This window comes from Dyadobacter sp. 3J3 (assembly GCF_009801115.1).
Taxonomy (GTDB): domain Bacteria; phylum Bacteroidota; class Bacteroidia; order Cytophagales; family Spirosomataceae; genus Dyadobacter.
Window position 1 is genome coordinate 1 of the sequence record NZ_VTOL01000035.1, and the last position, 16,861, is coordinate 16,861.

Annotated in this window: 17 protein-coding genes; all 17 read left to right on the forward strand. The window is 42.5% G+C overall.

The window, feature by feature from the left end; genetic code table 11:
* Positions 1-489: 489 nt before the first annotated feature.
* The 17 genes from FZF08_RS31075 (at position 490) to FZF08_RS31150 (ending at position 16,756) form a co-directional block, all read left to right on the forward strand.
* Positions 490-2,322, forward strand: a complete 1,833-nt coding sequence (locus FZF08_RS31075; RefSeq protein WP_159478691.1) for an alpha-amylase family glycosyl hydrolase — start codon at positions 490-492, stop codon at positions 2,320-2,322.
* 896 nt (positions 2,323-3,218) lie between these two features.
* Positions 3,219-3,719, forward strand: coding sequence for a hypothetical protein (locus tag FZF08_RS31080; RefSeq protein WP_159478693.1), 501 nt, complete (start codon positions 3,219-3,221; stop codon positions 3,717-3,719).
* 77 nt (positions 3,720-3,796) lie between these two features.
* Positions 3,797-4,207, forward strand: a complete 411-nt coding sequence (locus tag FZF08_RS31085) for a hypothetical protein (RefSeq protein ID WP_159478695.1) — start codon at positions 3,797-3,799, stop codon at positions 4,205-4,207.
* A gap of 5 nt (positions 4,208-4,212) precedes the next feature.
* Positions 4,213-4,854: a hypothetical protein gene (locus FZF08_RS31090; protein ID WP_159478698.1), complete on the forward strand. Its 642-nt coding sequence runs from the start codon at positions 4,213-4,215 to the stop codon at positions 4,852-4,854.
* 15 nt (positions 4,855-4,869) lie between these two features.
* The gene (locus tag FZF08_RS31095; protein WP_159478700.1) at positions 4,870-5,691 is read left to right on the forward strand and encodes a sensor histidine kinase; all 822 of its coding nucleotides are present in this window, start codon (positions 4,870-4,872) and stop codon (positions 5,689-5,691) included.
* 630 nt (positions 5,692-6,321) lie between these two features.
* Positions 6,322-7,707 carry an MBL fold metallo-hydrolase gene (locus tag FZF08_RS31100; RefSeq protein WP_159478703.1) on the forward strand — a complete coding sequence of 462 codons (1,386 nt, stop codon included), beginning with the start codon at positions 6,322-6,324 and terminating at the stop codon, positions 7,705-7,707.
* Between the two features lie 53 nt (positions 7,708-7,760).
* Complete coding sequence (locus FZF08_RS31105; protein ID WP_159478706.1) at positions 7,761-8,837, forward strand: hypothetical protein; 1,077 nt, start codon at positions 7,761-7,763, stop codon at positions 8,835-8,837.
* A 35-nt stretch (positions 8,838-8,872) separates the two neighbouring features.
* The gene (locus tag FZF08_RS31110; protein WP_159478709.1) at positions 8,873-9,190 is read left to right on the forward strand and encodes a hypothetical protein; all 318 of its coding nucleotides are present in this window, start codon (positions 8,873-8,875) and stop codon (positions 9,188-9,190) included.
* A 623-nt stretch (positions 9,191-9,813) separates the two neighbouring features.
* Positions 9,814-11,268 carry a hypothetical protein gene (locus FZF08_RS31115; protein ID WP_159478712.1) on the forward strand — a complete coding sequence of 485 codons (1,455 nt, stop codon included), beginning with the start codon at positions 9,814-9,816 and terminating at the stop codon, positions 11,266-11,268.
* A 214-nt stretch (positions 11,269-11,482) separates the two neighbouring features.
* A complete protein-coding gene (locus FZF08_RS31120) occupies positions 11,483-12,733 on the forward strand; it encodes a M6 family metalloprotease domain-containing protein (protein WP_159478715.1) in 1,251 nt (416 codons plus the stop codon).
* Positions 12,734-12,773: 40 nt separating this feature from the next.
* Positions 12,774-13,892 (forward strand): hypothetical protein, encoded by a 1,119-nt coding sequence (locus FZF08_RS31125; RefSeq protein WP_159478718.1) that lies wholly within the window; start codon positions 12,774-12,776, stop codon positions 13,890-13,892.
* A 108-nt stretch (positions 13,893-14,000) separates the two neighbouring features.
* A complete protein-coding gene (locus FZF08_RS31130) occupies positions 14,001-14,747 on the forward strand; it encodes a hypothetical protein (RefSeq protein WP_159478721.1) in 747 nt (248 codons plus the stop codon).
* 430 nt (positions 14,748-15,177) lie between these two features.
* The gene (locus FZF08_RS32170) at positions 15,178-15,492 is read left to right on the forward strand and encodes a DUF2958 domain-containing protein (RefSeq protein ID WP_200837208.1); all 315 of its coding nucleotides are present in this window, start codon (positions 15,178-15,180) and stop codon (positions 15,490-15,492) included.
* A complete protein-coding gene (locus tag FZF08_RS32175; protein WP_200837209.1) occupies positions 15,471-15,638 on the forward strand; it encodes a DUF2958 domain-containing protein in 168 nt (55 codons plus the stop codon). Before FZF08_RS32170 ends, FZF08_RS32175 begins: the two co-directional genes overlap by 22 nt.
* Positions 15,639-15,676: 38 nt before the next feature.
* Positions 15,677-15,910, forward strand: coding sequence for a hypothetical protein (locus tag FZF08_RS31140; protein WP_159478724.1), 234 nt, complete (start codon positions 15,677-15,679; stop codon positions 15,908-15,910).
* Positions 15,911-16,009: 99 nt separating this feature from the next.
* A complete protein-coding gene (locus tag FZF08_RS31145; RefSeq protein ID WP_159478727.1) occupies positions 16,010-16,234 on the forward strand; it encodes a hypothetical protein in 225 nt (74 codons plus the stop codon).
* A gap of 87 nt (positions 16,235-16,321) precedes the next feature.
* On the forward strand, positions 16,322-16,756 hold the full coding sequence (locus FZF08_RS31150; RefSeq protein WP_159478730.1) for a hypothetical protein: 435 nt from the start codon (positions 16,322-16,324) through the stop codon (positions 16,754-16,756).
* The last annotated feature ends 105 nt before the right edge of the window (positions 16,757-16,861 follow it).

Genomic DNA, 16,861 nt, shown 5'->3' on the forward strand with positions numbered 1-16,861 from the left:
TAATTTTTCACTAATTTTGACATACATATTGGGGTTTGTTTGGCGACTTTAAGATACTGAATTTCAGTATCTTAACCCAATATGTATACACTTTTCTTCCTTAATTATATTTCACCCAACGGGTTATTTTAAGTCAATCTGCCGCGAGATAAGCTGACCAGCTCCTAGATTATCAAATGACCGCAATATACATTGAGAAGGATTATGAACTAAAGAATTCCAAACTACCTCTCCCGAACTTTACTATTATAGAAACTGGCAGTTTATAATCAATTTATAAATTTTCATATCCTTATCAATAAGATAAGGCTGGACTTTTTCGACAGAATCACTAAATAGCTCGTCATTCTGCAAAAAGGGGAGCGAACGAAATCGAATAAACCGGCTTTGTTGATGACGGCTAACTTTGATTCTATTTAACGGTAAGCAAAAATCCCAAGATAATAACTTGATTGCTATTGTTTTAACAATTTCAAATCACTCCCTTTCATGCAAATAATCGATCGAATAGGTGTCTGGGATTCGGGCAATGGATACATTTTTAGGGTTTGGGCTCCGCATGCCCAGAATATTTCCGTCGTGATACAAGACGGTCCCTACTGGGAGAACGCTGGTGACGATACTGTTGTAGAAAAAGCGATGATTCGAAGCGGGGATTATTGGAGTAAGACAGTGCCCCAGGCCCGTCCATGGCAACTTTACCGCTACCGTCTGACATTTCCCAATGGTAACGTAGTTGACAGGCTCGACCCTGCTGCTCGTGATATACTAAGCTCTGAGCTTACAAGAAATGACCCGAGCAGCAGGAATGCTTCTGTCATCCCCGGCATTAACCTAGCTGCCTGGACTCCATTCCAAACTCCCAGCTTCGATGCGTTCATTATCTATGAGTTGCATGTCGGTAGCTTCGCCGGCCGCCAAGACCACCTTCAAAAATCTTGGTCAACATTTCAGGATGTAGAAAGTAAACTATCATACATCAAGGAGATGGGCTTTACGTGCATTGAACTGATGCCTGTACACGAGTACGCCCGAGATCGGTCCTGGGGTTATAACCCAGCTTCATTTTTCGCACCGGAATCCTCCTACGGCTCACCCTACAATCTTGCCCATTTGATCGATACGGCACATCAGCATGGACTAGCTGTTATAATTGACGTGGTCTACAACCACGCTGGTCCGGGAGATAATGCCTTGCATCATTTCGGTTGCCCCGATCACGAGAGCCCCGGATTAGCAGCTCATCCCGAAGGCATCTATTTCGAAGGTGACCAGAATACTTCGTGGGGTCGTGGGCCCGCATGGTGGAAAATCGAGGTCCAAGATTATTTTTATCAGAATGCACGTATGTTTATAGAGGAGTACCGTGCAGACGGATTACGGTTTGATGTGACCACTCAAATAAATGGCTCCAATTTAAAACAGGTTGTCGACCAGCTCCGTCAGGATTTTCCGGACAAATATTTCATAGCCGAACACCTGCCCGCTAATCCATGGATCATTAAGACAGGTGGCTTTTGCGCCACCTGGCACGCCGAAAGCCACCACGAATGTCAGCGGGCTTTGGCAGGTCAACAATCGATGCAGAAGATTAAAAGCATATTAGGTTGGGATGGCTACGACCATGCCTGGAATCTGGTAAAATACACCTTGGGTTCGCATGACGACATCGGTGATCTTGAAAATGGAAATGCGGAAAATGGCCTAACCAACTGGGACGCAAGCCATCGGTATTTGATCGATCAATTGGGCGGTCGCGCCAACTGGACCGCAAGGGCCAAGTGTCGTCTTGCCTGGGCACTCAACATTGCGATGCCCGGCACGCCCATGCTCTTTATGGGAGCCGAATGCCATATGGCCTCCCCTAACGTTTCCTGGGGTTATTGGCATGATGGCGCTGATCAAAATGGGGATCATCGTTTTAACTGGGACATCGCAGGCGATTTGTTCGGTATTGAAATGCGACGTCTCGTGTGCGCAGCGAATGAAGTCCGTTTACAAAACCCAGCGTTACGGGAAGACTCTCTTCATATTGTTCATGAGGATCATGCTGATCAAGTACTTGCTTTCGTTCGAAACAGTTTTTCCAATACGATTTTGACCATTATAAATCTTGGAGAGCAGGATTTCTCTAATCACGGTTACGGGGTTTCAGTTGACACCTACCAAGGACAATGGACACAGGTTTTGTGTACTCAAGACTCAGCATTTGGAGGATGGGATGGGGCCGGAAATGCTTTTTATGAGCCTTGGACACGGCCGAATGGACAAGTCTATTTAAACCTACCTAAATGGAGCGTATCCATATTCCAACGTAAGTAACCAATCCAATTAATTGAAACTGCAACTTCCGCATTTCAGCAATAAAACTCACCCAATTGACTCTAAATCAAATTCATGGACACCTCGGGCTTAATTGACCTGCATTACGATACCAGCATCTAACAATTTTAACTGGTCAATTCTCAATATTAAAAACAAGGCGAAATGACAGTAAAAAATATTTTCCTGCATCTTCGGATATCTATATTGAATCCGCAGATAGCAAGTACCGCAGAATTTAAACGAAAGTTCAACTAGTTAAAATCCAGGCAGTGCTACGGTTGCAAAGGCTGATAAATACGTTGCCAGACACCCAATCGTATGACAGAACCATCCGTCAACTCATCAATTAAAGTGAATTTTCACGTGTTAATAAGGGTGTATTCCCCGTATTGTGAAAACCGCTTTGAAGCTATTTTTACAACGTCAACACTTAACCAGCAAATACGGTTTTTGCAGATATGGTCGTGCTCTTAATTAAACACTTATCAAACAAATAGAACATGCAATATTGATCTGGTAAAATCGAGAATGGTGATACACAAGTTTTTGTCAGGCTATGCAGTATTTCCCCAATTATTCCTGTTGGTGCTACCAAAATTGAATCCAGAACAAATCTGTATACAATCTATCTGATAAGCAACTTTGACTTATAGAGTGCCAGCCAGATTGATATTGCTTTTCAGAAAGAATGTCACTGTTTCAGCCAGAATCTTTTGCACAAAAAGTAAGATGAATCCGGCCGCTGGCAAAACCAGCTACGACAATTTGAACTTTCAGAAAAGGCCATATGCTCGGGCATGTTAGATTTCATATCTCCGGAAAATACACTTTTTTATTTCAGTCTGATCTCGACCTAATGTTAATATTTCAAACCCTTTAACAGACTAATGACTATGTTTAGATTCTATTTTCTGAGTGCATTTGTAATCGTACTGTTACTCATGTATGTTTATTCTACCGCACATGCACTGCTCTTTTACCTGTGCATCAACGATAAATTTGACTTTGTATGCAATCTTCACCCACTCACTGATGGAGTTAAATGGACACTAACCTTTGTCGGTGGCCTTATGTCGACACTTGTCATAAGCATATTAGCCATAACCACATCAAAACAATCGCCCGCAACAGCCATTATCCAGGTAGTTGAGAATTATAATACGGAAAACAAGCTTGATCCAGGATCCACCCAGGAAAAATTCATCACACTGCTGACCAATATCTATCTGGTTGTATGGTTTGTCTGTGGTTTAACGATCGTCTGCTTTGTATTTTTCCTTAATTTTTCAATTGATGTTCCCGAACTGAGCAGCGCCGCCAAGTCCTGGACTGGTATGGCGATAGGAGCCGCATATGCCCTTTTCGGAATAAAACCGGCGACAGAAGGCAAATAATCCTATAAAATCAGACCCTCAGAAGAAAAGCACTGCATTATTTCAAATACAATTACTTTTTAACCAAACTACCTCTTATGGACAAAATCACAACAATCAAATCGGTAAACGGTTGTAATATCGACGAAGACAAGGAAGCTCTTGATGACCAGGCAATAGTCGGCGTGGAAACAGATATCGTTACCTACACAAAGCATGTTGATGCCTATAAAGCACAAATCCAGAACGGCACCAAAAATCCTGAGGCATTTTTAAGAGCGAGCAATTTTCAATTGGCACAGATAACAAAGTTGTTGGACGTGCTGGACCCGGATGCTTTTTTCCTGCGGGTTTACACGGGTGTGCGTGAGAATGGGGAAACCTACCAGTTTATTATGCCGGCAAAAAGAGACGGCTCAACCATGGTAGGTTTGGCCGTTGATGACTGTTGCGGTCACCCACCTAACAAGCAGAACTTCAAAAAAGACGTATTGCTTAAAATACCATAAGGATAATGTGGTGGCTAATTGTTAATATCTTTTTACTTTCAAATTGTTTCCTTGGCTGGTATGTCAACAAAGTCCACTTACCAGCCAGGTTTGTCTTTTTTGGAGCGTTTGCAATAGTTACGATGGTTTGCGAAAGCATTGCTGCCTATTACTGGCTCGTATTGGAAAAAAATAATTTGTTCCTGTTTCACTTTCTTACTCCGGTCCAATATGTATTAATCTCACTGCTTTTCCAAAACTTCGGGTCTCCAATGCGACTGCACCGGACGATATTATTTTCATATCTTCTGGTATGCCTTTTCGCAATTTATAATGCAATTTTTCTCCAGCCAGTTTACAAGTACAATAGCTACACACAGTTGCTTTGCTTCACACTTCTGATTTGCTGGTCACTTTTTTATCTGGTAGGACTAATCTCCGCAAGACTAGAGTCATCACTGGAAGGCAACCCCATGTTTTGGGTAAGTGTTGGTACTTTATTTTGCTCAACTACGAACTTTATCATTACTAGCATGATGAACTATCTCGTGGAGCGACAATATGACTGGGCTTCAAAACTTTATGATTTCACAACAATCGTCGCCTTTATCATGTACATCGTATTTATTTTAGGTCTGTATGCTAGCCGCATCTTTAAGACATACTGAAAAACAAAACAGAATATGGATGACTATGGAAATGAAGTGGTTGTAGCCATCATCGCAAGTACAATGCTTGTGTTGGCCTTATTCTCCATTATCACTACAATTCTATGGCAATCTCAAAAAAGAAGATCGGAATACTTTCGCAAGCAACAGTTGCTGAAAGCCGAGTATGAACAGGAAGTTTTAAAAACTCAGCTAGAAACTCAGAATCATACACTTCAGCAGATCAGTGCAGAGCTCCATGATAATTTGGGACAGCTGCTCACGATTGTCAGAATGAACCTGAACGTTCTTGAAGAAGACCCTGCTTCCCCAAAGCAAATTACTCAAAGAATTATTGACACCAATGAATTGGTTGCAACCATCCTTCAGTATGTAAGATCCATGTCCAAAGGTATCGACTTCGGATTTGTAGAACAGTACGGGCTTTTGGACGCATATCGTCATGAACTGAATCGCATCAATCAGACGGGAAGATTCAAGACCGAACTTCTTGTGCGTGGCGAGCAGTATTCGCTGGGTTTCGACAATGAAGTGGTGCTGCTTAGAATCGCTCAGGAATTTTTGGCCAATTCCATCAAATACTCAAGGGCCACAGCGATGCGGATTGCTGTTACCTACCAAGCTGATTATGTAGAAATCACCTTAAATGATAACGGAGTTGGAATGGATTTGACCGAAGTTGCTCGTCGGAGCATGCTGGCATCGGGGTCAGGTCTGAGAAATATCCGGCGAAGGATCGAAATGATTGGCGGCCAGCATGAGCTTCATTCAAAAATTGGGGAAGGCGTCAGCCTGATCATTACTGTCCCTGCAAAAAGACAGGACCCAACCGGTTGATCTTAAACCCGGTCTCCATGCATAGTAATACCAAAACACTTACTTTCCGATCCGACAAACTGGCGATAATTGGCACTGCCTGCCTTCAAAGAATTGAATACTTTATTTCAGATGAATCAAAAATATTTGAATTGCCTGAGCCATCGTCTAACGCACCAATCCGATTGAACATCATCTGTCAGAAACAAAGAAAGTCCGACTCTAGGTATTGCTAACTTTGAAAACCACAGTAAACTTACCGGCATTCATCAAAAGGCTGCCTTGTTCACTGCAAGCATAGCCGTGCGAAAAAAATTCTAACAAAGAAAAATGCGTAATGCTCCCAGTTATACACCGTAAATCTACGATTGATTATCCTTCAAAAAATCAATCCCTTTACATCGGCCCACGACAATGAAAACCACCTGTTGTGTTGGTTCCGAAATAAAATCAACTGTTTTTTTATTCGCCCTTTAAACGCATTCATACAAGGCTTTCAAAATAAGCGATTTGCATACCAGGATTTTCACATTCCTTCGCGACAAGCCAAACATAAAATAATTGTTATCAAACCGAAATAGCACTTTCGGAAATTGGTTTTTTTGTATATTTATTTGCACATCAGACTTTTACAGTTAAACCCTTTTACTTATGACTATATATGTCCTTGACATGGGCCTCAGACAATATGGGGACTGCATTTTGATAACACATGGGGATAAGAAAATCCTGATAGATTGCGGCAAGCCGGTCGACAAGTCTTCGATACGGCTGCAGTTGAAAAAAATTTTACAACAGGAACCTCCCTTTCATTTTGACCTGCTGATCATGACCCATTGCCATGATGACCATATCGGCTCGTTGCCCGAACTGATCGAGATGGATGAAATATCGGCAGGCCGGTACCTGCTCGCTGACCCGGATCTCAGATGGAAGAAACCAACTGATACCGATGGCGCAAATGAAAAAGATGGCATCACAGAGGCTTTGTTTGAAGAGGATTATTCAAATCTCAGCGATAGTGAACTGGAACTGTTCTTATCTGATGTCGACACGATTGATGTTCGATATCGACGTATGATAAGTACGCTCACAGCGCGTGGAGCGAACGTCAAATTGTTTGAAGGTGTTGACGCAGACAACTACGATGACTTACACAACGAGTTCAAAGATTTCGGTTTAAAAATAATGGGCCCCACCAGAAATCACCTGCAGATAACTCGTAATGGAGTTCTCGGAGCGCGGGAAGCAGTAGCTGACTTCTTTGAACAATCAGATAACACAGATACCATAGAAAGTATGGTCGAGCTCTACCGGAAAATTTTTAATGATGGAACGATAGACAGCCAGGCCTTCTTAGATGCAACCAAAAACTCAGGGAGTATCAATAATCAGAGTATCGTCGTTAAAGTCAGTGCAGACGGACTGACTGCGCTACTTGCCGGCGATATGCAATTTGCTGAACCCAACGTCGTAGGTATTCAGCAGGAAATGGACTTACTGCTCGAAAAAGTCTTTGAGGAAGGACCTTATACGCTCATTAAGACATGCCACCATACCTCAGAGAACGGACTTAGCGACCCGATGCTGGATAGATGGATCAGTGAGGGTACTGAATTTTTTGTTCATTCCGGTGGCCTCAGGGATGACGATCATCCCGACGAAAAAGTACTCAAATCTTTAAAGGCCAGAAAAAATAGCATAAAATTTGCAAGAACTGACAGAAATGGCATGATCAAGATCGAAAAGGGAAACAGTGGAGATCTTGTCATGTCTATCACAAAAGGCACCATTAATAATTTTGATGTGAATGTAGAGCCAGATGGGACAGGACCACAAGATGAGCCGATCATAGCCGAAGAAGCACCAGTCACGGAAGGTGTAATTCCGGTCGTAAAAGAAGTAGAAAATATTATGATACCACAGCAGACAAGCAGTGGCGATCAGGGATTCGTTGAGCTTGTTGCAAAAATTCCTGCTAATATTTCCAAGGTCACCATAACAGTCGAAATTGATGGTGAAAAAAAAAAGCTCTAAGCCCACCGTTAAATAATACCGACGCAAGGATAGGTGGGCGTTTTGACAACATTTTGTTTGTTACGAATTCAAAAACTCTGAGCAGTAACGTCGGTATTGCCGAAACAGAACAGATACTATCACTGATTGGAAAAATCCCGGGAAGCCGGCTTCTGGACTTGGAGAACACGCTTGACGCAATCAGAACTGCGAAAAGGGTAAACCTGGAAATTTCATCTGATACGAAGGGCATTGTAATCGTTGGCGGCTACGATGTGATCCCTGCTGCTCAGATGAACGTAATCAGCGATGAGCTCAGGCGGCAGATTGAACAGGAAAGAGAAGAATCGGAAGATGAAACCGAGTCGGATGACTTTATTGTCTGGAGCGATGACATATATGGTGATACGGACAATGATCTTCTTCCGGAATTACCGGTCAGCAGGATTCCTGACGGCAAAAGTGCTGAGCTTATCCTTAACGCGTTACAATCGCTGGAATTCACCACCGAAAGCAAGTTCGGCATCAGAAATCTTAAACGTCCGTTCGCAATTGATGTATTTGACCGGGTGCCTTTCAAAAATAAAAACCAATTTGAAATCTCTGAAAAATACTCACCAAAGCAGATTCTAAAAAACCAGGCGACAGGTGCTGTATATTTCATGCTACATGGTTATCACAATGATGCGACAAGGTTCGCCGGCGAAAGGGAAATAAGCGGCACCTTTGAAGCATTTGACATTTACAATGTTCCAAAATCCTGCCCATCCACAGTTGTTTTTGCCGGTTGCTGCTATGGTGCACTGATCGCACTGCCAAAAGCGGACCGTAAAGAGCCAGACATTTCCATTCGCTCGCGCACTCCGGAACAGTCCATCGCACTTGCATTTTTACTTGCCGGTGCTAACGCATTTGTCGGTTGCACCGGCGCACATTATTCTCCCAAAACGCAAAACGATAATTTTTTAGGAAAACCAATGCATTTGTCATTCTGGAACAATATCAACAGTGGCCTCCCTCCTGCCCTGGCATTGTTCAATGCTAAAAAGGAATATGCCAGCAAAATGCCTCATGGACTGACAAGATCACTTATGAAAGCAATAGAAATAAAAACCCTGCATCAATTCACATGTCTGGGCTTGGGTTGGTAGTAAAAAAACTGTAAATTCACCTAAAAGAAAGTTGTATGGACCTGAAAAAAATCAAAGAAAAAAATCCTGGTTTTGAATTCTCAGTGAAGGCCACCAAAAAGGCTTCGGAATCTGTGTTGCAGAATTCGATTAAATCCAGACTTAATATAAATGCCTACAACCAGAAGTACGCCGGTACGTTTACATCGTCAAAGGACTCAGAAGATGAGAACCAGACAAAATCAGATCTGGTCGATGACTCAAAATGGCGTTTTATAAAAAAAATAAGCACCAACAACAATACGGATTTTCCCGAAGAGCCCAAGTCCAGTCTGTTCAATGAACATGGTGATGAAGTTGCTGCAGAGGATTAGCTTCAAAATGGTTGCGGATTCGCATAAAAAGTCAGCCGTGGGCGTGCTGCGCGAATTTGGTCTTTGAAGATTGAGACTAAAAATACAAATTCATTCCGGCTTGCATCTGCTAAGATAAATTACTGAAAACGTATATCTGAACCGTTCAAAGAATCAGATAAAATATCTCATAGGCGGTGGTTTGAAAGATCCGGGGTGCTGTATACCCAAAGCTTGATACGAGTAAATACTGCTGTTTATGACGGCAAAACTACTACATTGAAATGCAACTGACTACCCCAAAAAGCGGTCCCCATTTCATTACAAACTGAACGACAACCGGGCACAGAACAGATAATTGATCGGAACATCACAAACCCGGACTTTTTGTTGTGCCTCACATACGGCCTTGCCCGGTGCCTGCCGATTTACCGTGGAAATACCTTACCATATCCGGTAATTATACGGGGGAGTTTCATCATATCAGATGGTAACTTTGAAATGTTGGTCCGGTTAATTTGAAAACGCTTGAATATTCAGACAACAAAAAAATAATAGACTGTATCAGCGCATTCCCAAGCGGATTCATCTGAATTTGAATTTAGTGAAAGATAAATATGCTCACCTATCCCATTAAAGACAACATGAAAAAAATTTTTATGATCCTTTCTGCATTTTGTTTCGTACAAAATGCAGCAGCTCAGAAAGCAAGTGACGTCATTGAGAATGGCATACCCGTCAAAAGTGACGGTAAATTGTTGTTCAACTTCGAAGAGAAGCAAATCAAATATGATGCGGCATTTTTTCTCTCTGACACCGGGAAGCGCTCCATCAACTTTCTTTCGTTAAAAGACTCAACTATCTTTCTAGTCAGAAGCAGCGGGATCCGGGTCTACGTCAGGCCGTTGAACCCTCTTAACTACAGCTACACGGCCGAAAATAAGATCATTGTTGACCCCATCAACGAAGCAGCCTCCAAAGCACTGGTCTCCATCGGAGACGTGCTGGACAAAGTCACCGCAAAGGGAACAAGCGGCGCACCACAGACGACGATAACCAACGGTAAAAAGGTAACAGTAGTACCAGAGTGCCCGGAAATCGAGACAACTAAAAATAAACTGAGGGGCGTCCAAGATCTGCTAAAAACGGATCAAAAGGAAAAAATAAATGAACTCTTCGGGAAGCTGAAATCAGTCAGCTTTATCTCGTTCGAAACAACTACAAAACAGCTTGAACCAATCCAAAAAGGCATTACAGAAATTGAAGGCCACTTTACCAGCATCGAGTCGGAGCTTGATCAGGCAAAAGGTCTAATAAACAGTTACAGTTGCCCCGACCCCTCTCCTTTTGTCGCTCAGTATATTTTCAACAATTTGCTAAAGGACTTGACCGCCTTAAAGGACGAACAGAAGAAGAGGCTGAGCAATTTGAAAAATATGCAGTCATTGGTCATTGCGACAAGGGACAGTGCAAAAGACGGTACAGGCGACGGCGCAAGCTGGGTACTGCCGATTGAGCCGACTATACCTGCCGATGAAGGCAAAATTTCTGTATATACTTTAAAATTACGGCAAGCCGGCTACAAGCTTGATGAAAAAAGGGAAATTGTGAGTGTGGTCCCCTCTGAGTTTCTGGTAAAAACCCTGCGCATCCGGGCGTTCCAAAGGTTCGTACCGGAGGTCTCAGTTGGTATGGTGTTCACTTTTTTTAAATATAATACCTGGGGCACGACGGCCGATTCGACAGGTCAGCAATATGTAGCCAAACCTACTGAGAACACAATCCGAAATTTCAATATTACCGGCATGGTAAATTTTAATTATTATATACCCAAATCATCGGTTCATCCTTTCTATCAATTAGGAGCTGGTATTAACACAGGAATTCCGACAATTCTTACCGGGTTCGGTTTCCGAAGCAATATCAACGGGGTCAGACGGATCGCCATTGCAGGTGGGATTGCGATGACCTGGATAAGGACGCTCACTGAACTTCAGACAGGAAGCAAAATTTCCGGAACTGACGACATAGAGAAAGATCTTAAGTATGAATTTATCTGGCCTCCAAAACCCTATGTCAGTATTCAATATAACTTTTGATCACATTCAATCCAACCACTTATCAGAACCACAGGCAATGAACAGCAAATTAGTAAACCTGACCCATCGCGTACAGTCAATCCGAAATGAAATGCAACCGGCACCACCGCACCCGAAATTGCAGAAAAAGATAGCTAACGAATTAGCACAGATTAAAAAGGACAATACCTACAAGTTCCTTCATGGGAGCTTAGCTGATGAGAGAGGACGCCAGATGGGTCTGAATGATGGTGTACTTTTCCCGGGAAATCTCTTTCCGCTTGGTACTACGGCAGAGACCGTCAGAGCCGCGGCAGCTGCACAATTACCAGCCCGAGGTGCCATCAATTGCCTGGTTGTACTCATTGATTTCCCAGGTCAGCCATTTAACACACCAATTCAACATTATCAGGACCTCTTCTTTTCAAAAGGGAAAATTCCAACAGGAAGTGTGCGGGAATACTATTCAGAGGTTAGTAATAAGAAAATTGATCTGAAGGGCGATGTGATCGGCCCCTTCACCATGCCCTATACACAGTCACAATATTCGAATGGAGAGTCCGGACTCGGTGATCAATATCCAAGCGCCAGTACCATGGCCAGAGATGCTGCCATAGCCGTAGCGGCCGGTAACAGAATTTTATCCGCGTATGACAGTAACCGTGACGGTTTCATAGATGCCTTCATCCTCGTATTTGCCGGTACGGGTGCGGAAGTGACGGATGACGACATACTGCGCCCAAATATAATCTGGTCTCACAAGGACGTCATTGACACAGGGGCCTGCGGTTCAGCTGATGGCACTAAAATTTATGGTTATGTGGCAGTGCCCGAAGATTGCAAGATCGGTGTATGCGCTCACGAACTGGGACATCTTTTGTTTGGATTCCCTGATTTATATAACGGCTCAAAATATAAGTCAGGCACTGGTATTGGTAGTTGGTGTCTGATGAGCGGTGGTACATGGAACAATGAAGGACTCACCCCGGCGCATCCCTCTGCCTGGTGTAAAGCGCAACAAAATTGGGTAACGGTAGACATTCCAAAAAATAATACAGATAATATCGTGCTGGAAGATGTAAAAACCAGTTTCAACATCAAACTGCTTTGGAAGAATGGTATTGTTGGTAAAGAATATTTTTTAATTGAAAACCGTCAACAAGAAAAATTTGATAAATTTTTACCGGGTGCAGGTTTGTTAATCTGGCATATTGATGAGTCCATGTACGACAATACAGATGGAGTCCATTACAAGGTGGCTCTCATGCAGGCCGACGGTCTGCGGCAGCTGGAGACCAAAGGCCCTGACGGCATGCCAAGTTACGGTGACGCAAGCGATCCATATCCGGGGACTTCAGGCAATAAGTCTTTTACTGAACACTCGGTGCCAAATTCAATCTCTTATGGTGGTGTGGACTCTGGCGTCAAAGTTGTAGATGTAACCAAAACCGGAAAAAAAATCAAGTGCTCCATAAAAGTTGCATAAGAATTTTGAGTGCCCCAACACTAAATAAAACTTACTTCCTATGAACATTCACTGTGCCTGTCTAAACAGCATATTGCTTATCCTCTTGCTGAACTTGTCAACCAGCACTTTTGCGCAGGATAACAAAGCGACCGAAACGATCACCTATAAATTGATCTCGAACGATGCAGAGATTCTTGGAAATAATGACACTGAAGTGCAAACATGTGTAGATCTGCTAAATGCTGCCACTCAGAGAATAAAAAGAAATTTCCCGGGCGTAAATTTTAGCGTTTCGGATACGAATACCAGTATCAAAGTGCTGAAAACGATTGATAGCCTGTTTACCGAATTTGGGTTCCTGTTCTTCACCGAGGAGAAAAATATCGCCTTCGATTTTCTGACTCTGGCCTTCAGAAAAAAATACTTAGCTGACGATTATCTGCATTTTAACAGATACAGACAGGCTTATTTCCGTTCACTTGATAAACGAACATGCAGGCTAATTGATTGCGACCTTTATTGTCTCATATATCTTGGCATTGCCCAGATGAATCACCTGCCGCTCTCTATGGTCGAGCTGCCTAAGCACAATTTTATTCGGTGGAACCTGCCCGGAGGCGGTTCAATAAACTGGGAAGCGATTGAGGGAACATATCATCTAGCGGACAGCACCCTAAGTTGTTATCATTATTTGAACAGCATTAATAGAAATTATTATCTGAGACCCTGGTCTTTGTCACAGGTGTACTGTTACTATTATACCCTGAGAGCAGCTACCTACGATTACAACCCAACCTACCTAAACTCAAAAAAAGCCAGGCGTGATTATAAAATCGCTCTTTCCTACTCCACCAGCCAATCCGTTACTTTGAATAACCTGGTTTGGATGCACGTTGTACATCCCGAATTCGACAGTGAATTAGACTATCCTAAGCTGTTTGCAATGATGGATACGGCTATTGGACAGCTGAATGACCGGAATTATTACGATACGAAAGCAGGTTTGTATGCGCAAAAAAAGGACTTTAAAAATGCTATCATTTGCATTAGGCAAGGAATATCTGTCGAAAACGATCCGGACAACGTGCTTAGCTCGTGTAAGCGGCATCTCAGCTGGTTTGAACAGGGACTGTCAATTCGGGAAGGAAGAAGACGTTTTCCAGGAACAGATAACTAGCCACCCGGTCTTCCACAGACATCCGGTTATAAGTTTTCTGATCGCTTATTAGTTGATTGAGCACAACAAACAATGCAGATATTTAAATTTAAATAAACCTTAATGATTATGCCTAAGCCACTCTGGGTACTTGCTGACCCAACAGAACAATTGATAAAATCCCCTGAAACCGGAATGGGATTTCAAATAATTCAGACGGGGTCTGATCAAAGTTCTGAAATAGACTTCGTTCTTAGCGGGAAGTATATTGTACCATTCGATGACCAACACTACCTTTCTGTGACTGATGTGCTGTCCAGTGAGATGTACGATGCAAATGACAAAGAAAAGTATGTTTCATTTTTTGAATATGATACACCCGACGGCTTCTCTCTTACTGTTCCGACTGGCGGAAGGACTTTCGGGTCAAGGATTGAATATATTTCGGCAATGTTAAAGTTAACGATCAGTAGTGGCTACGCTGGTAAAATGGGGGCGTTTCCCCTTCTTGCACGTCATCGTTTACAAGTTGGCACGACATTTCACCGCTTTATACATGCATCGTCAGATTTTCGTTTTAAACCGGATGCATTCCTGGCAACAAATTCAGGCGAGCTGACCGCTGGCACTTACATGACGACGCATCTGGAGAAGCTTTATCTGGATTCGGGTTTTGCAGTTGTTGCCAGAGCCGCGCTACCCATTCCGCTTCCTGCCATATATGTGTTTGATTATGAAATACCCGCGGGTACTCTGATTGACGTTGGTACGATTGCGCCGCTATTTGGTCAGTCCGGTGGCGGAGTGGAAGTTCGGTTGGTAAACAACGTAAAAAATGTAAAGGTGACCGGTAGCTATCAGATACCATCATTCTAGGCATCAGAGAGGCAAGTTCGCGATCGGAACTCCATTTGAGACCATTCATACTATCAACAAAACGTGGGTCATAGGCAGGTAGTGTGGAGACTTCCAGGCAAAGTGCTACTTTAATTCAGAAATCAGCGGTACGTCACCGTCCCATTTGGTGGTTCGGATTGATAAACAAACTTTGCTGATCATTATGACTTGTATGAAAGTTCAATTTTCACTGATTGAACTAACCGGTCCCAGAAAAAGAAGTAAGTAGATTACGGAGAGAGAACCAGAAACATTTGATTCCTGTTTACATCGATCAAGCTTTGGATTTTATACGATACTGGACTTGCTATCAAAAGCCGGACGATGTGTCAAGCACTATTTCAGGTAAAAATGAATTATTTTCATTAAGTCGGAAGCTTCAATAAGCGTCTCCCACGAAAACATTCTTGTGCAAAGCACGGTAGGCCCCTATACTGCTGGAAACAAAGGGGCCACCATGTACAGATTTTTTACACCAGAAGAAGAAGCCGAACTCCGCGCAAACGGTATAAAAACCGATCAGGGCGATGAGATTGACCCGAAACCGGTTGTTAAGCTGTTCACAATGAATAAGCAATGTACATGGCTTATTACCGAACTTTCACCGTTTTATGAAGGTCTTGCCTTAGGTTTATGTGATCTTGGGCTTGGCTTCCCTGCTCTGGGTAACGTATTCTATTCAATCCTGAACTTGAAGCCATCGTGCAAAACGGCGCTTCTATAATCGAAAGGGATGATAATTTTGAAGCTAAATATCCGCTTTCTGTTTATGCGGAAGCGGCTCGGATGATTGACCAAGTCACAGAGAAAGAAGAATATCTGGAACGCGCTGTGAAAATTGTCCAGGAACGCAAGCGCAAGCCGGAGTAGAACATCTTAACCCTACTCTTTTGAATGAAACTTCCAACATGACAAAAGAAGAGATCATTGAACGCATAAACGCGATTGATAAAGAAATTGTGCTACTACGCAGTGAACGATCAATTGCGAGAGAGCAGCATCTGGGGACAGTTCAGAGAAATTCCGTCCTTGATGAAATTGAAGATATATCTAAAAGAAATACCGGAGCGATAAGTTTGCTTTCTTTGGAACGTCGAGAATTGGAAGAAGAATTAAAAAAACTGCTGGCAAAAGAAGAATAGATTTTCTAAATTTAGCTGATTACGCGTACAGAAGCATTGTAAATACTAAATGACCATAAGCCGCTTTCGATCTCGTTAGCGGCTTAACCATTTATAATCATGGACGAATTAAATAGAAATCTACGGATAGCACAGCTGAAAAAGGATATTTATTACTTCGCTAATCAGTTAATTATGGCACGAGAAGAAATTGACGCCTACACCAAAACCAATCCAGAACCGGACAACGAAGCCATAAACCAACATTTAGACAAAGCTTTGATGATCAAAAATTCTCTAAAAAAAACGATCTCCGAAATTGATGACTTAGAAAAACAATCTTAATAATTTTCACAATGCATAATATTTATAAGGAGCCCGAACACGTGTATATATGTTGTTTAGGGTAACCTAAATTAGCACTTCAAAAATATGGGAGCCTTAGAAAATCAACTTTCTGGAATAGTAGCGTTGAGCGCGCCTTTGGAAAAGCTCACAGAAGAAATCGAACAAATACAACAGGCGATAAATTCTTCGGAAGAACTTAGCAAAACAATTGAAAAAGACCATCCAGAGACATATCCTTTGAGAGTCGCTGCTTTACGTGATATGCAGGATCATTTAAATAGGAAAATCGCTGAAAGAGATGCTTATTTAGCTTTTATAAAACCATCCATCAAGGAAGGAATTATAAAAGTGAAAATGGATGAAATTTCCGCTTTGAGAAATGAAATTCAAATTTGGGATGATGAGATAAAAGCAAAATTCAGTGAACTTGAGCAAGCTCCGAATAAACAACTTCCTTTGTTTAAAATTAAGCAGCAAGAGTATCACTCCTTAAATACTGGATATTCCGGAGCATGTTGACCCCCTAAAAGCCGGAATGTTTTGGAATGTTAAAGTAGCCTGATTCGCTGGAATCGCCTGCCATTCCGGCACATGTTGACCCCCTTGAAAGTTGAGAACGGAACG